This window comes from Streptosporangium oxazolinicum, assembly GCF_039537505.1.
In the GTDB taxonomy this organism is placed as follows: Bacteria; Actinomycetota; Actinomycetes; order Streptosporangiales; family Streptosporangiaceae; genus Streptosporangium; species Streptosporangium oxazolinicum.
In genome coordinates this window covers 475,010-491,033 of sequence record NZ_BAABAQ010000004.1, presented here as the reverse complement: position 1 = coordinate 491,033, position 16,024 = coordinate 475,010, and the positions used below count along the sequence as shown (strand labels likewise).

Here is a 16,024-nt window from a genome sequence, read left to right as displayed (position 1 = left end):
CGGCTGACGTACTTCCCGTAGAGGTTTTGGACCTGCTTTACGGTAAGGTTTTCACACTCATCGATGCCGATTAATTCAGACACGTCCACCCTTTCCTGGCGTTTTCCCGCGAGTTTGCAGCTTCTGGCGTCACAGCAGAGTTCGGTCCGAGGAGGGCAATCGTCGCGAGGTGGGTGCCCGTTGGGCTCCTGCGGCACTACCGCCGCTGTCACCGGCCAACCCTTGGGTCTTCCTGCGCAAGGTGCCGGCCTTCTCTCTAGAGGTGTGAGAAGACAAGAGACATGTCGCCAATAGTGTTAAATGTGGCTATACCTTGCACCACACAAGTCTGTATAGGTTGACGCCGTCGCTCGACGAACCATGGGCGGAATAGGGTATGGTGCGACGCCCGATCTCGGGGGCCCGCCTTTCGAAAGATCCCGGGGCCGTCGCGATCGTGTGTGACGATGATTTCGGACGTGCCGGATTCCGCTATTACGGCGGGTGTCACGAGGATTGTTTCCGGCATGTTAAATCTGATTACGGCGGATACCGGAGAGGGTTGTTTTCGGCGCGCCAAATCCCGTGATCGCGGCGGGGGACGCGCCGATTGTTTCCGGCGTGTCAGATCTTCCGCTGGTTTCGGTCGTTCGTTTTCTCGTCGCCGTCGATCAGATGGAGGGCGTGGAGGATGGCCGCGCTCGTACGCCAGCACTCGCGGGCCTGCGCGTTGTCTCCCAGATCCTGGTACGCCCGGCCCAGCCCCCACCAGTGCTCCGCCATGTGGTAGGTCCCGGCGGTGCCGCCCGCGAGATCGGCCTCCAGCGCCTCGTGACAGCAGAGGGTCGCCATGTCCGGCCGGCCGGCGAGACGATGCGTCTCCGCCAGGTGGCCCAGGCTCAGGGTCGTGCTCACCGGCTCCCCGGCCTCCCGCGAGAGGGCGGCCGTCTCGGCGGCGGAGGAGCGGACCGGCTCGTCGAGCGGTCCCACGCGGCGAGCGGTGATGTCCGGCTCCGCCGGTGCGGCCACCTCACCCCCGCGATCACCCGGCCGCCCCGCCGCCAGGATCGGCGACTCTCCGAAGGAGCCCCGCTGCCCCCGGCCGCCCCGCCCGTACGACGGCTTGTACGGGACGGCGCCGTGGCCGATCGAGAGACCGATGCCGTCCCCCGCCGCGCCGGGCACCTGGCGCGCGGTGGAGATCAGGTCGGCCATCTTGGCGTTGAGCCATCGAGGGTCGGTCGTGAAGCCGTCGGCCGCCATGCCGAGGCGGCCGGGTGCCGAGTGGCCGAACTTGGCGTTCCGCCTGGTCCGCCGGTTGCACACGTCGCCGAGGGTGCAGGCGAGGACGAGAGAGCTGTGCAGCGCCCGCCGTACGGCCTGCACCCGCTCCTCCTCGGTCTCCTCCTGCCGGGTTCGTTCGCGGGCGAACACGCAGAGCAGGTCGTGCATGCGATACCGGCCGGTGTCGCGGACCTCGAGGAGCTGGACGTCCGCGAGATGGTCCAGGAGGTCCGCGGTCCGCTCCTCCGAACGGTCGGCCAGCGCCGCGGCGACCGCGACGCTGATATCGGATCCGCCGAGCAGGCCCAGCAGCCGGAACATGCGAGAGTGCTCGGCGTCCAGGCTGCGGTAACTCACCATGAAGCAGGCCCGGACCGCTCGGTCGTCGGCCTGCAACTCGGACAGGCGGTGATCCTCGACCGCGAGACGGTCGGCGAGGACCCGCAGTGACAGGCCCGGCCGGGCGATCAGCCGGGCGGCGGCGATCCTGATCGCGAGCGGCAGGCCGCCGCAGAGCCGTACGATCGCGCGCGCCGCCCGAGGGTCGGCGGAGACGCGCTCCTCGCCGACCAGGCGGCTCAGCAGGGTGGTCATCTCGTCCTCGGCCATGACGTCGAGGCGGAGATGCGCGACGGCGTCCAGGGAGGTCAGCATCCTCCGGGCGGTGATCAGTACGCGGCAGGTGGGGCTGGCGGGCAGCAACGGCCGTACCTGCGCGGCGTCCCGGGCGTTGTCGAACAGGAAGAGCAGTCGCTTGCCGTCGGTCAGCGAACGGAACCGCGCGGCCGCCTCGTCCACCTCGGTCGGCACGGCCGCGTCGTCACCGCCGAGGGAGCGTAACAGGCGGGCGAGGACCTCGGCCGGGTTCAGCGGCTTGACGTTGGGGGTGGAGCCGTGCAGGTCCACGTAGAGCTGCCCGTCGGGAAAGCGGTCCGCGATCTGGTGGGCGACGTGTACGGCGAACGCCGACTTGCCGATCCCGGCCGCTCCGGCGACCGCGGAGACGACGATCTGGCCCGGACTCGCGGAGGTCAGCGCCGTCCGCAGCCGTGAGACCTCGGCGGCGCGCCCGGTGAAGGCGGCCGAGTCGATCGGGAGCTCGGCCGGGGCGAAGATCTTGCGGGCGACGGTCGACGACGACGGCGCCGCCAGCGCGGAGTCGTCGCTGAGGATCTGCTGGTGCATGCGGATCAGGTCCGGGCCGGGATCGACGCCCAGCTCCGCGGCGAGCATCTCCCGCGCGCGCTGGTACACCGCGAGCGCGTCGGCCCGGCGGCCGGAGCGGTACAGGGCGAGCATGAGCTGTGCCCGGAGCCGTTCGTTCAGCGGGTCTCTGCGGGTCAGCGCCTCCAGGTCGGGAAGCACCTCGCCGTGCTGGCCCAGCGCCAGACGGGCCTCCAGCGAGGTGTCCACGACGGTCGCCCTCAGCCGCTCCAGCCGCGCCGCCTCGCCCCGCAACGGCTCGGGCAGGGACAACCCCTCCAGGACCGCCTCGGCGCGCCAGAGGCCCAAAGCCCGGGTGCACCGTTCGAGGGCGACGTCATTTCGCCCTTCGGATAACATCAGACGTCCTTGAGCGGCGAGTTCTTCGAACAATCTCACGTCTATTTCTTCGGGGGAGACACGGAGCACGTACCCGTTTGAACCCGCCTCGATCCGGGAAGGCGAACCGAGCACCCGGCGCAGCGCGGAGATATAGGTGTAGAGGTTCGACTCGGCGTTGGCGGGAGCGTGTTCACCCCACAACCAGTCGAGCATCCGATGGGTGGGGATCGCCTTACCGGCATTGAGCAGGAGGGCGGCGAGCAACACCCGCTGTTTGCGTCGTCCCAGCGCGATCGGCTGCCCATTGGCCGCCCGCACTTCGATCGGTCCAAGAATCTTGAAATCCATCGGCATCACTCTTCAGCGCATACCATGCACCAACATGAATCGTACAAATGCGTATAAATCCGTTTTTACATAGCGACTCATGATCGCGGTCTGCAACCTTCGGAGGGTACTCACCTGAAGGGAAGAAAAAGATTACGCGGCCGGTGCTCCCGGGCGGTCGAACCCCGGTGCGGCCTTCCCCGACGCGTATCGGGATCGCCCCCGGCCGACCATTCTGACCAGGGGCGTCGTGCGCGCCGGGAGGGGCGCGTCACGGCATGGATCTTGGACCGTGGATCTTGGACCCCGGGATCCTGGAGGCGCCGACCGGTACCGACCGGCATGGCTCGCGCGCCCGGCGTCGGCGATTACCGGTTCCCGCGTCACCGGGTGGCCGGGCTCTCCCCGGTCCGATGACGAGGAACGGCGGGGCCACCGGCGCCGCCGAACGCCTCCGGGAGTCGTCCGGGACCTCTCCGGTGCGGTGACGCGGGACGGCAGGTCTTCCGGCTCAGCCCTCCGCGCGCTTCTGGCGCTCGTTGTAGGCCCTCATCCGGGGGGGATAGCCGGTCAGTTGCACGTCGTAGACGGGCAGGGCCAGGTCGCGGGCCACTTTGCGGATCACCGCGGGGGAACCGACCCGGCGCCGGGTCCACTCACCGTCGTCGGCGACGGCCACCGCCGTGGTGTTCGTCGCGAAGGTCTCGGGCTCGACGTAGAACTCGACGCCACGGCGTGACTTCGCGAAGGCGACGAGCGCCTCGATGTCGGCGTCGGTGGTGGCGCGGTCGAACTTGGCGATCTTCGGCCCGCGTAGCCGCCTCAACCCATAGCGATCTCGCCATCTCATATTTCCTTGTATACCTCTCCTGCTCGGTTCCATGGCGGAAGGCCAGGGACGGGTCTCAGGGGCTTATGGGGGTTCATCCTGATATACGGGGCCGACAATCTGGACGAGCATTGAGGTCGAAGCGGCGACGAAAGGGTATCGGTCTCATGGCAGGCGCAGTGACACCAACGGGCCCGGGGTACGGGAGAGTGCCGGCGGCAGGCCCTCAGCCCGGTCACGCGGGGCTCCGGGTCAGCGACCAGGACCGCGAGCGGGTGGTCGAGCACGTCCAGACCGCCTACGCGGAGGGAAGGTTCGACAAGGCCGAGTTCGACGACAGGCTGGAACGGGCCATGACGGCCCGCGTCCACGGCGACCTCGTCCCGATCATGAACGAGCTGTACGGCCGGCACCCGGCCCGGTCCGTCCCCTACCCGCCCGTCGCGGGCCGGGTCGCGTACGGTCACCGCGTGTCCACCGGCGGGCGGGGCGAGACCGGGGCCGAGCGTCTCGGCGCGGTGGCGTCGCACCTGCTCCCGCTGGTCGGCCTTCCCGTCGTCGGCCCGGCCGTCGTGATGCTCACCGCGGGCAGGACGTCGCCCTACGTCCGGGCGCACTCGGTGGAGGCCCTCAACTTCCAGCTGACGATGCTCGCGGCCACCATCGTGCTGGCGATAACGTTCATCGGTTTCGTCCTGATACCCCTGCTCTGGATCGGCGGCGTGGTCCTGTCCGTGGTCGGCGCCGTGGCCGCGGCGGGCGACGGCGACTTCCGGTACCCCTTCACCCTGCGCCTCGTGAAATGACACCCGCGGCGTCCCGTGAGAGGACGGCGCCGGTGCCTCGCGAGAGCTTGTGAGAGGACACCCGCTGTGCCTCGCGAGAGCCTGTGGGAGGAGGGCGCCCGCGGTGCCTCGCGAGGTGAAACCCTCGGCGGCCCGTGAGGTGACGACCGCGGTGTCTCGTGAGGCGACGACCGTGGTGTCCCGGGGGACGACGGCCGCGCGGAACGGCACGCGCGGGACGTGACCCCCGCGCGGCGGGAGGTCAGAGCATGAGGGAGCGGACCATGTCGACGGTGTCGGCCTGGTCCGCCGTCTTGTCGGTGCGGTAGCGGATGACCCTGGCGAAGCGCAGCGCCATGCCGCCGGGATAGCGGCTCGACTGCTGCACCCCGTCGAAGGCGATCTCGACGACCGTCTCGGGGCGGACGGTGACCGTCCAGCCGTCGGTGGGACCCTCGGCGATGCCGAGGAAGCGGTCGGTCTGCCAGGCGAGCAACTCGTCGGTCAGCCCCTTGAAGGTCTTGCCGAGCATGACGAACTCGCCGGTCAGCGGGTCGCGGGCCCCCAGGTGCAGGTTGGAGAGCCTGCCCTCGCGGCGGCCACTGCCCCATTCGGCGGCCAGGACGACGAGGTCGAGCGTGTGCCGGGGCTTCACCTTGATCCAGCCGGCGCCGCGCCGCCCCGCGGCGTAGGGCGTCAGGAGCGACTTGACCACGACGCCCTCGTGGCCGCTCCTGATCACGTCCTTGAAGAACGCCTCGCCCTCCGCGACGTCGCCGGTGACCAGGCGGGGGGTCACCAGCTCCGGGGGCACGGCGGCGGCCAGGGCCGCGTGGCGCGCCTCGCCCGGCAGGTCGAGCAGGTCGGCGCCGTCGACCCGCAGCGCGTCGAAGAAGAAGACGCTCAGCGGGGTCCTCTCGCGCACGCGCGGCACGTCGGTGCGGCTGGACACGCGGCCCGAGGTGACCTGGAAGGGCTCGGGGCGGCCGTCGGCGCGTAGCGCGATGACCTCGCCGTCGAGGACCAGGTCGCGGGAGGGCAGGGCGCTCACCGCCTCGACCAGCTCGGGCACCTGCGCGGTGATGTCCTCGAGGGCGCGGGTGAAGACGGTGACCCGGTCGCCCGAGCGGTGCGCCTGGACCCTGACGCCGTCGAGCTTCCACTCGACGGCGACCGGCCCGCCGAGCTTGCCGAACGCGGCCGCGATGGAGGGGGCGCTCTGGGCGAGCATCGGCGACACGGGGTGGCCGACCTCCAGGTGGAAGGCGCGCAGCGCCTCGACCCCGCCGCCCAGGGCGGCGGCGCCGACGGCGGGAAGCCAGCCGCGCAGCGTCAGCGCCCGCCTGACCTCGGTGGCCGGCACCCCGGCCGCCTTCGCCACGGCCTCGATCATCACTCCCTCAAGCGCGCCCTGGCGCAGCTCGCCCCGGAGCAATCGCGACAGGAAGACCTGCTCCTGGCGGGTGAGGGCGCCGAACAGCTCGGAGACCAGCGTCCTGCGCGCGCCCTGCGACCCGGGACCGGCCAGGGCCTTGATCCGGTCGAGGAGGTCGTGGACCCCGCGCAGGGTGGCGGTGGCGGCCAGCCGGGGCTCGGGCAGGTCCTTCAGGCTCGTCCAGCCCACCCCGACGTTGCGCTGCGGCAGCTCCCCGGAGAGGTAGGCGATGGCGATCTCCGCCTCGTCCGGCTCGACCCTGCCGAGCAGCTCCGCGAGATGGGCGGTCTTCGCCAGCCGGGCGGAGCTGGCGGTCACGGCCGCCGAGGTGCGCGCGAGGTCGATCAACAACACAATGGCCAGCTTAAGAGCTACCGGCGGCATTTCGGTGAGGTGGGGCGCTGCTTTTCGGAGTCATCGCGCTTCCGGGAGGGCGGACCCTCCCCTGAACCGTACTGAACGTGAGATGACCGCCCGGTTACGGCACGCGGGGGACGTCGGCGGACACAGGGGACGTAACGGATGCGGAGGGCGTGGGAGGGGTGCAGCCAGGGACACGGAGGATAAAAGGCGCGGACACGGGAGAGGTGGCCCAGGGGTGCGGAGGCACGGAGACGTGGCAGGGCGTGGGAGAGGTGGCAGGACACGGACGGGCGGGCCGCCCGTCGCCGGTGAGGCCCGCCCGTCCGTACCGTCTCGCCCCGGGGCGTCAGCTCACGCCGAGCAGGTCCACGACGAAGATGAGCGTCTCGCCCGGCTTGATGCGGCTGCCCGCACCGGCGTTGCCGTAGCCGAGGTGCGGCGGGATGGTGAGGCGGCGACGGCCGCCGACCCTCATGCCCGCGACGCCCTGGTCCCAGCCCGCGATGACCCTGCCCCCGCCCAGCGGGAACTGGAAGGTGTCGCCGCGGTTCCACGACGCGTCGAACTCCTCGCCCGTCGAGAAGGCCACGCCGACGTAGTGCACGGTGACCTGGTGTCCCGGCTTGGCCTCCGGGCCGTCCCCTACGACGATGTCGACGATCTCCAGCTCCGAGGGCGGGGCGCCTTCCGGAAAGTCGATCTCCGGCTTCTCCAGTGCCACGTGGTTCTCCTTGGTTGGATACGCGCCGGTCGATTTCCGACCGGCCGCACGACTCTACGGGTTCCGGGGCCACCACGAGAGACAAGGGGGCCGGGACGGCTTCCGCGTCGTTCTTCCCAAGGAGCCCCCGGGCACGGGGGCGGCGGGACGCGTCACCCGGGATCACTTCGCGCGCGGGCGGCTGTCATCGGCGCCGCGGGCGTGGGCGGCGCGTGGGGCCGTGAGAAGACTCACTGGGGAGCGCTCTCTGAGAAAGAGGGTGACCCGCTCAGCAGGGAGTGTCAAGAGTTCGGGGTGGCGTCGTGGAACATGTCGGAAACGCGACCTTAATGTGACCTTTCTTCGTGGGAACGCTCCATTCACCGAAAAAATCGGCCGCAAAATCCTTCTGACCTGCGGAAACATCCAAAAGTCCGGGAGAGCGCTCTCCGTGAAAAGCTGATCGCCAGGCTCCGATCGGCGCCGGGGGGGCCGTTGACACGTAACCCGCTTGGCATCAATCTGCTCAGGGAGCGCTCTCTCCATGATCACTTATGAGGACCCTAGGAGGGTTCCATGCGTAAGTTACGCCACCGGCTCCTCGCCCCGATGGTCGCCGTTTCCGCCCTGGCCCTCGGCCTCACCGCCTGCGGCAGTGGTGACACCGGTAGCACCGGGAGCGGCGGGACGGCCTCCGCGCCGGCCGAGAAGATCAAGCTGACCGTCGGTCTGTTCAGCGACTTCCACTACGCGCCGCTGTACGAGGAGTTCAAGAAGACCCACCCCAACGTGGAGATCGTGGAGCGCCGCGCGCAGTTCAACGACCACCACACCAACCTCATCACGCAGCTGACCACCGGCGCGGGCGCCGCGGACGTGGTCGCCGTCGAGGGCGGTTACATCGGCGCCTTCACCCCGGTGCCGGACAAGTTCTACAACCTCAAGGAATACGGCCTGGACAAGCGCCAGAGCGAGTACCTCGACTGGAAGTGGAAGCTGGGCGTCTCCAACGACGGCTCCTCGCTCCTGGGCCTGGGCACCGACGTCGGCGGCCTGGCCATGTGCTACCGCCCCGACCTGTTCAAGAAGGCCGGCCTGCCCACCGACCGCGAAGAGGTCGGAGCGCTCTGGCCGACGTGGGACGCCTACATCGAGACGGGCAAGAAGTTCGTCGCGGGCAAGGTGGAGGGCGCCAAGTTCACCGACGGCCCCGGCGAGCACTTCCGCGCCATGGTCGAGCAGGCCCCCATCGGCTTCTACGACGCCCAGTACAACATCGTCGCCGCCACCAACCCCGACGTGCGCAAGGCGTACGACACGGGCGTGCAGATGATCAAGGACGGTCTCTCGGCCAACCTCGCGGCCTTCTCCCCGCCGTGGAACACCGGCATCGCCAAGGGCACCTTCGCCACCATGGTCTGCCCGGCCTGGAAGACCGGCACGATCAAGGACCAGAAGCCCGGTGAGGGCACCTGGGACATCGCCGCGGTGCCCGGCGGCGGCGGCAACCAGGGCGGCACCCACCTGATGCTGCCCAAGCAGGGCAAGCACCCCAAGGAGGCCGCGGCGCTGATCGACCTGCTGACCAACAAGGACAGCCAGATCAAGCTCTTCAAGGAGGCCAGCGCGCTGCCCTCGCTGCCCGCGCTGTACGACGACCCCGCGGTGAAGGACTACGTCAACCCGTACTTCGGCAACGCGCCGATCGGCAAGATCTTCACCGACGCCGCCAAGGCGCTCAAGCCGCAGCCCGTGGGCCCCAAGGCTGGTGACGTCCTGCAGGCGATCGGCAACGGTCTCCAGCGGGTCGACCAGGGCAAGCAGGACGCCGAGGAGGCCTGGGCGCAGGCGCTCAAGGACGTCAGCAGGATCAAGTAGTCGCCCCCCGGCCGGCTGGTCTCGCACCGGTCGGCCACCTGCTTGTGTCCCCGTCCCCGTGAGCGGCGTGCGTCCCGTGCCGGTGAGCCGCCTGGCTCCCCCCGTCCGAGGAGCGCCGCCCGGGGGACACCGTCCGACGAACGCCGTCCAACGAATCGCCGAAAGGAGCTGCCATGGCCACCCGCGCGCCCGATCGCCTGGCGGCGGTCCCACCGAACAAGCCGGTGGGACCTCGCCGCCGCCTCCGCCGCCATCTGGTTCACCAACTCGACGTCAAGGGCTCGCCGTACGCGTACGTGGCCCCGTTCTTCCTGCTGTTCTCCGCCTTCGGCCTGTTCCCGCTGGCGTACACCGCCTGGGTGAGCCTGCACGAGTGGACGCTGCTCCAGGACGAGCACCCCTTCGTCGGCCTGGAGAACTTCAGGACGCTGCTCGCCGACGACTACTTCTGGAACGCCACCTTCAACACCCTGTCCATCGGGGTGCTGTCCACGGCGCCGCAGCTGCTGCTGGCCATCTGGCTGGCCCACCTGCTCAACCGGCCGCTCCGGGCGCAGACCTTCTTCCGCATCACGCTGCTGCTGCCCAACGTGACCAGCGTGGTCGCGGTGGTGGTCATCTTCAGCCAGCTGTTCGGCCGGGACTTCGGCATGATCAACTGGGTGTTCTCGCTGGTCGGCGTTGACGGTGTCGCCTGGAACGAGGGGGTGATGAGCTCCCACTTCGCCATCTCCACCATGATCATGTGGAGGTGGACGGGCTACAACGCCCTGATCTTCCTCGCGGCGATGCAGGCCGTGCCGCGCGAGCTGTACGAGGCGGCCACCATCGACGGCGCGAGCGGGATGACCCAGCTCCGCAAGATCACCATCCCGATGATCAAGCCCACGATCATCTTCGTCGTCATCACCTCGACGATCGGCGCGATGCAGATCCTCGCCGAGCCGCTGCTGTTCAGCTCCTACATCATCACCGGCGGGGTGGACCGGCAGTACCAGACGCTCGCGCTGTTCATCTACGAGAACTTCACCAAGCTCGACTTCGGCTACGCCTCGGCCATCTCCTGGATGATGTTCGTCTTCATCGTGGTGGTCGCGGGCATCAACTACCTGCTCACCCGTCGCGGGAAGGGAGGGCTGGCGTGAGCGCCCACACCGCCGTCTCCGCGGTCCGCCGTCGCTCCGGCACCACGGCCCGCAGGCTCACCTACCTCACGCTGATCGCGGTGGCGTTCTTCTCGATGCTGCCGCTCTACTACAGCGTCGTGGTGGCCTCGCGGGACAACGCGGCCCTGGCCGACGTCCCGCCGCCGCTGATCCCCGGCGGCAACTTCTTCGCCAACGTCGCCCGCGTCTTCGACACGGTCCCCTTCGCCATGGCGATGCTCAACTCCGTCATCGTCTCCGGCTCCGTCGCGCTCGCGGTGATGTTCTTCTCCACGCTGGCCGGGTTCGCCTTCGCCAAGCTGCGCTTCCGCGGGCGCAACGCCCTGCTCCTGCTCACCGTGGCGACGATGATGGTGCCGACCCAGCTCGGCATCATCCCGCTGTACATGCTCATGGTGAAGCTGGAGTGGACCGGCACCATGTACGCGCTGATCGTGCCCGCGCTCGTCAACGCGTTCGGCGTGTTCTTCATGACCCAGTACCTCTCCCGGGCGCTGCCGACCGAGCTCCTCGAGGCGGGGCGGGTCGACGGCTGCAGCACCTGGGGCCTGTTCTGGCACGTCGTGCTCCCGGCCGCCCGCCCGGCGGCGGCGGTGCTCGGCATGCTCACCTTCATGTCGGTCTGGAACGACTACTTCTGGCCGCTCGTCGTCCTGACCCCGGAGGATCCGACGGTCCAGGTCGCACTGTCCACACTGGCCAGCGGATACGTCAACGACTACGTGCTCGGCCTGGCGGGAACCACGCTCGGCACGCTGCCACTGGTCATCGTGTTCGCTCTACTCGGCAAACAGATCATCGGAGGAATCATGCAGGGAGCGGTGAAGGGATGACCGTCGTCGGCACTCGGGGGGCCACCCTTACGGAAGGGCGTGCGGACTTCCCCACCGGTTTCGTCTGGGGCGCGGCCACCGCGTCCTACCAGATCGAGGGAGCCGTGAAGGAGGACGGCCGCGAGCCCTCGATCTGGGACACCTTCTCTCGTACACCGGGCAAGGTCGTCGGGGGTGACACCGGCGACGTGGCGTGCGACCACTACTTCCGCCACGCCGACGACATCCGGCTGATGACCGAGCTGAACCTGGCCGCCTACCGGTTCTCGGTGGCCTGGCCCAGGGTCCAGCCGTACGGCAAGGGGCCCGTCAACACGCGCGGCCTCGACTTCTACAGCCGCCTGGTGGACAGGCTGCTGGAGGCGGGCATCACGCCGTACGCCACCCTCTACCACTGGGATCTCCCGCAGGCGCTGGAGGACGCGGGCGGCTGGCCCGAGCGCGACACCGCCCACCGCTTCGAGGAGTACGCGGCGGCCGTGCACGCGCGGCTGGGGGACCGGGTCCGCAACTGGACGACCCTCAACGAGCCGTGGGTCGCGGCCTTCCTCGGCTACGGCAACGGGGTGCACGCGCCCGGCAGGACCGACGCCGCGGCGGCCTTCCGGGCGGCCCACCACCTGTTGCTGGGGCACGGGCTGGCGGCGCGCGCGCTCCGCGAGGGCGGCGCGGAGGAGATCTCGCTGGTCCTGAACCTGTCGCCGGTGATCACCCCCGCCCAGGTGGACGACCCGGGGGCCGAGGTCTCCGAGGCCGACGCGGAGGCGGTCAACCGGATCGACACCCTGCTGGTCAGGCAGTTCCTCGACCCGGTGCTGCGCGGGGAGCATCCCGCGGAGTTCCTCGACATCGTCGGACGCAACGGCGGCGTCGACCACATCCAGGCCGGTGACCTGGCGACCATCAACCAGCCGATCGACCTGGTGGGGATCAACTACTACAACCCGTGCGTGGTGGAGGCGAGTCCCGGTGAGGCGGCCGACGCGGCGTGGCCGGGCAGCGAGGACATCCGCTTCTGCCCCGCGGACGGCGTCCCGGCGACCGCGATGGGCTGGCCGATCGTGCCGAACGGGCTCTCCCGCCTGCTGGTGCGGCTCTCCGACGACTACCCGGAGGTCGGCCTGCTCATCACCGAGAACGGCGCCGCCTTCGACGACGTCGTGGAGGACGGCCACGTCCACGACACCCGCAGGACCGAGTATCTGGACGGCCACCTGCGCGCCGTGCACGCCGCGATCGCCGACGGGGCGGACGTGCGTGGTTACCTGGTCTGGTCACTGCTGGATAATTTCGAATGGGCCGAAGGGTATCGGCGTAGGTTCGGAATCGTGCACGTCGACTTCGCCACCCAGCGGCGTCTGCTCAAGGACAGCGCACTGTGGTATCGCGATGTCATCACGCGTAACGGACTGTAACCAACCATAGGGGAAGAACACCATGAGACGACCCACCCTGGAGGCGGTCGCCGCCCGTGCCGGGGTCTCCCGGTCGACCGTCTCCCGGGTGGTGAACGGCCAGACCACGGTCACCGCCGACATCCGGGACCTGGTCATGCGCGCGGTGAACGAGCTCGGCTACGTCCCCAACGGGGCGGCGAGGAACCTGGTGACCCAGCGGACCAACTCGGTCGCGCTGGTCGTCTCCGAGTCGCCGAACCGGGTGTTCTCCGACGACCCGATGTTCTCCACCGTCATCCGCTCGGCCAGCCTGGAGCTGGAGGCCGTCAACAAGCAGGTCGTGCTGCTGCTGGCCGGGTCGCCGGAGAGCCACGCCCGCGTGGAGCACTACATCGCCGGCGGCCACGTCGACGGCGTCATGCTCGTGTCCAGCCACGGGGCCGACCCGCTGCCGGTCGCGCTCACCCGGCTGCGCGTCCCGGTCGTCTCCTACGGCAGGCCCGCCGTGCCGGTCGCGATGCCGTACGTCGACAACGACAACGTCGACGGCGCCGCCACGGCTGTGCGGCACCTGCTGGAGCGGGGCAGGCGGCGCATCGCCACCATCGCCGGGCCGCTGGACATGATAGGCGGGCAGGACCGGCTGGCCGGATACCGCGAGGTGCTCCGCGACTCCGACCGCCGCTCGATCATCGCGGTCGGCGACTTCACCCGCGAGTCGGGGGCGGTCGCGATGCGGCAGCTGCTCGCCGACGACCCGGAGATCGACGCGGTCTTCGCCGCCAACGACCTGATGGCGATCGGCGCGATGCACGCGCTCCGCCAGGCGGGCCGGCGGATCCCCGAGGAGGTCGCGATCGTCGGCTACGACGACATAGAGGCCGCCCGCTACACCGACCCGCCGCTGACGACCATCCACACGCCGCACGCCGAGCAGGCCGCGGCGATGGTCCGCCTGCTGCTCTCGCTCTTCGACGGCGGTCCCGCCGAACCGATGATCGTGACCACCGACCTGGTCGTCCGGGCCTCCTCGTAGCCTCCTCGTCGTTCTCTGGACCGTGCCCGCGGAGCCGCCGGGGCGCCGCGGGCACGGGAGACCGATTCTCAGAACGCCGTGGACTCCCGGACGACCAGCTCGGTGGGGAGCATCACCTGTGTCTTCTCCTCCAGGTCGAGGACCATCCGGGCGAGCCTGCGTCCCATCTCGACGGTCGGCTGCCTGACCGTGGTCAGCGGGGGCTCGGTGTAGGAGGCGGCCGGGATGTCGTCGAAGCCGACCACCGCGACGTCGTCGGGAACCCGCCGGCCCGCCTGGCGCAGCGCGGGCATCGCGCCCAGCGCCATCATGTCGTTGGCCACGAACACCGCGTCGATCTCCGGGTCGTCGGCGAGCAACTGCCGCATCGCCGACGTCCCCGACTCGCGGGTGAAGTCGCCGACCGCCACGATGGAGCGGCGGTCGGAGTCGCGCAGCACGGCGCGGTAGCCGTTGAGCCGGTCGATCCCGGCGATCATGTCCTGCGGTCCGGCGATGGTGGCGATGCGCCGCCTGCCCCGCTCCATCAGGTGCCGCACCGCGCGCTCGGCGCCACCGGCGTTGTCCATGTCCACGTACGGCAGGCTGCTGGGCACGGTCGGCCGGCCGCTGCAGACCACCGGCACCCCGCGCCTGGCGAGGATGCCCGGCAGCGGGTCGGTGCCGTGCATCGAGGCGATGACCACGCCGTCCACGTGGCCGTTGGTGGCGTAGCGCTCGACCCGCTGGTAGCCGCCGGTCATGCCGGTGAGCATCAGCACGAGTTGCTTGTCGGCCTCCTCGATCTCCATGCTGACCCCGCGGATGATCCCGGCGAAGGTGGGGTCGTCGGAGAAGACGCGGGTCGCCGGTTCGGGGAAGACGAGCGCTATGGAGTCGGCCCGCTGGGTGACCAGGCTTCGCGCCGCCTGGTTGGGCACGTAGCCCAGCTCCTCCACGGCGCGGTTGACCGCGTCGCGGATCTGCGGTGCCACGCGCGTGGAGCCGTTGACCACGCGCGAGGCGGTCGCCCGGGACACACCGGCCCTGGCGGCCACCTTCTCCAGGGTGGGACGGGCCCTCACAGCCCGTTCCGGCGTACGACCTCGCTGTACCACAGCGCGCTGTCCTTGGGGATGCGGCGTTGCGTCGCGTAGTCGACGTGTACGACGCCGAACCGCTTGCGGTAGCCTTCGGCCCACTCGAAGTTGTCCAGGAGTGACCAGACGAGGTAACCGCGCAGGTCGGCGCCGCCCTCGATGGCCGCGTGCGCCGCGCGCAGGTGCCCGTCGAGGTAGGAGAGACGGCCGACGTCGTGCACCTCGCCGTCCTCGACGACGTCGTCGAAGGCGGCGCCGTTCTCGGTGATGATCAGTGGGGTGCCCGGATAGTCGCGCGACAGCCGCAGGAGGAGGTCGGTCAGGCCGAACGGCTGGACCGGCCATCCCATCGCGGTCTGCGGCGCGTCGGCTCCGCCGAAGGCGATGCCCTCGCTGCCCGGGTAGACCGGGTTGGCGGGCTCGCCGGCGCGGGCGGTGACGGTCTGCGGATGGTAGTAGTTCACGCCCAGCAGGTCGATCGGCTGACTGATGATCTCCAGGTCCCCGTCGTGGACGAAGGACCAGTCGGTGAAGCGGCGGGCCCGCTCGACGACGTCGGCGGGATACTCCCCGCGCAGCACCGGGTCCAGGAAGATCCGGTTCTGCAGGCCGTCGACGAGCTCGGCCGCCGGGGTGTCGTCGCCGATCACGGGGGAGAGGTTGAGCGTGATGCCGACCGTGGCGGCGCCCGAGGCGCGCAGCGCCTGGACGGCCAGGCCGTGGCCGAGCAGCAGGTGGTGGGCGGCGGTGAAGCCCAGCGCGGGCTCGGCGAGGCCGGGGGCGTGGATGCCCGACGCGTAGCCGAGGAAGGCCGAGCACCAGGGCTCGTTCAGGGTGGTCCACGTCTCGACCCGGTCGCCCAGCCTGCCGTGCGCGACCGCGGCGTAGTCGGCGAAGTGCGCGGCGGTCTCCCGGTTGGTCCAGCCGCCCTGGTCCTCCAGGGTCTGCGGCAGGTCCCAGTGGTAGAGCGTCACGATGGGGGTGATGCCGTTGCCGAGGAGCTCGTCGACGAGGCGGTCGTAGAAGTCCAGGCCGCGCGGGTTGACCGGGCCGGATCCGTCGGGCCGCACGCGGGGCCAGGAGACGGAGAACCGGTAGGAGCGCAGGCCGAGGTCGCGCATGACCGCGACGTCCTCGGGATAGCGGTGGTAGTGGTCGCACGCGACGTCGCCGGTGTGGCCCGCGTGAACCTTGCCGGGGGTCCGGGAGAAGGTGTCCCAGATCGAGGGTCCCCTGCCGTCATCCCGGGCGGCGCCCTCGATCTGGTAGGCCGCGGTGGCGGCGCCCCAGACGAAGCCCTCGGGAAACCTCAGCACGCCGGAGTCCTGAAGGTCGTAGGACTTTTCGGCGGACATGGTCATGTCCTCACCGCCCCATTCTGTTCGGCT

12 protein-coding genes are annotated in these 16,024 nt (G+C 69.9%); 6 read left to right on the top strand and 6 right to left on the bottom strand.

Annotation, left to right across the window (positions count from 1 at the left end; genetic code table 11):
- Positions 1-603: 603 nt before the first annotated feature.
- Positions 604-3,156, bottom strand: coding sequence for an AfsR/SARP family transcriptional regulator (locus tag ABD817_RS15065; protein ID WP_344918511.1), 2,553 nt, complete (start codon positions 3,154-3,156; stop codon positions 604-606).
- A 490-nt stretch (positions 3,157-3,646) separates the two neighbouring features.
- Complete coding sequence (locus ABD817_RS15060) at positions 3,647-3,985, bottom strand: hypothetical protein (RefSeq protein WP_344918510.1); 339 nt, start codon at positions 3,983-3,985, stop codon at positions 3,647-3,649.
- Positions 3,986-4,173: 188 nt separating this feature from the next.
- Here ABD817_RS15060 and ABD817_RS15055 point away from each other — a divergent pair, with 188 nt between their 5' ends.
- Positions 4,174-4,770 carry a DUF1707 and DUF4870 domain-containing protein gene (locus tag ABD817_RS15055; RefSeq protein WP_344918509.1) on the top strand — a complete coding sequence of 199 codons (597 nt, stop codon included), beginning with the start codon at positions 4,174-4,176 and terminating at the stop codon, positions 4,768-4,770.
- Positions 4,771-5,011: 241 nt separating this feature from the next.
- Here ABD817_RS15055 and ABD817_RS15050 read toward each other — a convergent pair whose 3' ends face one another.
- Both ABD817_RS15050 and ABD817_RS15045 read right to left on the bottom strand, forming a co-directional pair.
- On the bottom strand, positions 5,012-6,538 hold the full coding sequence (locus ABD817_RS15050) for an ATP-dependent DNA ligase (protein WP_344918507.1): 1,527 nt from the start codon (positions 6,536-6,538) through the stop codon (positions 5,012-5,014).
- A 355-nt stretch (positions 6,539-6,893) separates the two neighbouring features.
- Positions 6,894-7,268, bottom strand: a complete 375-nt coding sequence (locus tag ABD817_RS15045) for an FKBP-type peptidyl-prolyl cis-trans isomerase (protein WP_344918506.1) — start codon at positions 7,266-7,268, stop codon at positions 6,894-6,896.
- Positions 7,269-7,823: 555 nt separating this feature from the next.
- Here ABD817_RS15045 and ABD817_RS15040 point away from each other — a divergent pair.
- From ABD817_RS15040 to ABD817_RS15020, 5 genes are all read left to right on the top strand, one after another.
- Positions 7,824-9,125: an ABC transporter substrate-binding protein gene (locus ABD817_RS15040; protein ID WP_344918505.1), complete on the top strand. Its 1,302-nt coding sequence runs from the start codon at positions 7,824-7,826 to the stop codon at positions 9,123-9,125.
- Positions 9,126-9,298: 173 nt separating this feature from the next.
- A complete protein-coding gene (locus ABD817_RS15035; RefSeq protein ID WP_344918504.1) occupies positions 9,299-10,270 on the top strand; it encodes a carbohydrate ABC transporter permease in 972 nt (323 codons plus the stop codon).
- On the top strand, positions 10,267-11,124 hold the full coding sequence (locus ABD817_RS15030) for a carbohydrate ABC transporter permease (RefSeq protein ID WP_344918503.1): 858 nt from the start codon (positions 10,267-10,269) through the stop codon (positions 11,122-11,124). The genes ABD817_RS15035 and ABD817_RS15030 overlap by 4 nt, the downstream gene beginning before the upstream one ends.
- Entirely contained in the window at positions 11,121-12,539 is a 1,419-nt protein-coding gene (locus ABD817_RS15025) for a GH1 family beta-glucosidase (protein WP_344918502.1), read from the top strand. The genes ABD817_RS15030 and ABD817_RS15025 overlap by 4 nt, the downstream gene beginning before the upstream one ends.
- Positions 12,540-12,561: 22 nt before the next feature.
- A complete protein-coding gene (locus ABD817_RS15020; protein ID WP_344918501.1) occupies positions 12,562-13,557 on the top strand; it encodes a LacI family DNA-binding transcriptional regulator in 996 nt (331 codons plus the stop codon).
- Positions 13,558-13,625: 68 nt separating this feature from the next.
- Here the strand turns inward: ABD817_RS15020 and ABD817_RS15015 are convergent, their stop codons facing one another.
- A complete protein-coding gene (locus ABD817_RS15015) occupies positions 13,626-14,621 on the bottom strand; it encodes a LacI family DNA-binding transcriptional regulator (protein ID WP_344918500.1) in 996 nt (331 codons plus the stop codon).
- Positions 14,618-15,997, bottom strand: coding sequence for a GH1 family beta-glucosidase (locus ABD817_RS15010; protein ID WP_344918499.1), 1,380 nt, complete (start codon positions 15,995-15,997; stop codon positions 14,618-14,620). Before ABD817_RS15010 ends, ABD817_RS15015 begins: the two co-directional genes overlap by 4 nt.
- Positions 15,998-16,024: the final 27 nt, after the last annotated feature.

Excerpts from the sequence above, each read along its gene's own strand:
- ABD817_RS15065 (WP_344918511.1), bottom strand. The coding sequence starts at position 3,156 with ATGGATTTCAAGATTCTTGGACCGATCGAAGTGCGGGCGGCCAATGGG.
- ABD817_RS15060 (WP_344918510.1), bottom strand. The coding sequence starts at position 3,985 with ATGAGATGGCGAGATCGCTATGGGTTGAGGCGGCTACGCGGGCCGAAG.
- ABD817_RS15040 (WP_344918505.1), top strand. The coding sequence starts at position 7,824 with ATGCGTAAGTTACGCCACCGGCTCCTCGCCCCGATGGTCGCCGTTTCC.
- ABD817_RS15035 (WP_344918504.1), top strand. The coding sequence starts at position 9,299 with ATGGCCACCCGCGCGCCCGATCGCCTGGCGGCGGTCCCACCGAACAAG.
- ABD817_RS15025 (WP_344918502.1), top strand. The coding sequence starts at position 11,121 with ATGACCGTCGTCGGCACTCGGGGGGCCACCCTTACGGAAGGGCGTGCG.
- ABD817_RS15020 (WP_344918501.1), top strand. The coding sequence starts at position 12,562 with ATGAGACGACCCACCCTGGAGGCGGTCGCCGCCCGTGCCGGGGTCTCC.
- ABD817_RS15010 (WP_344918499.1), bottom strand. The coding sequence starts at position 15,997 with ATGACCATGTCCGCCGAAAAGTCCTACGACCTTCAGGACTCCGGCGTG.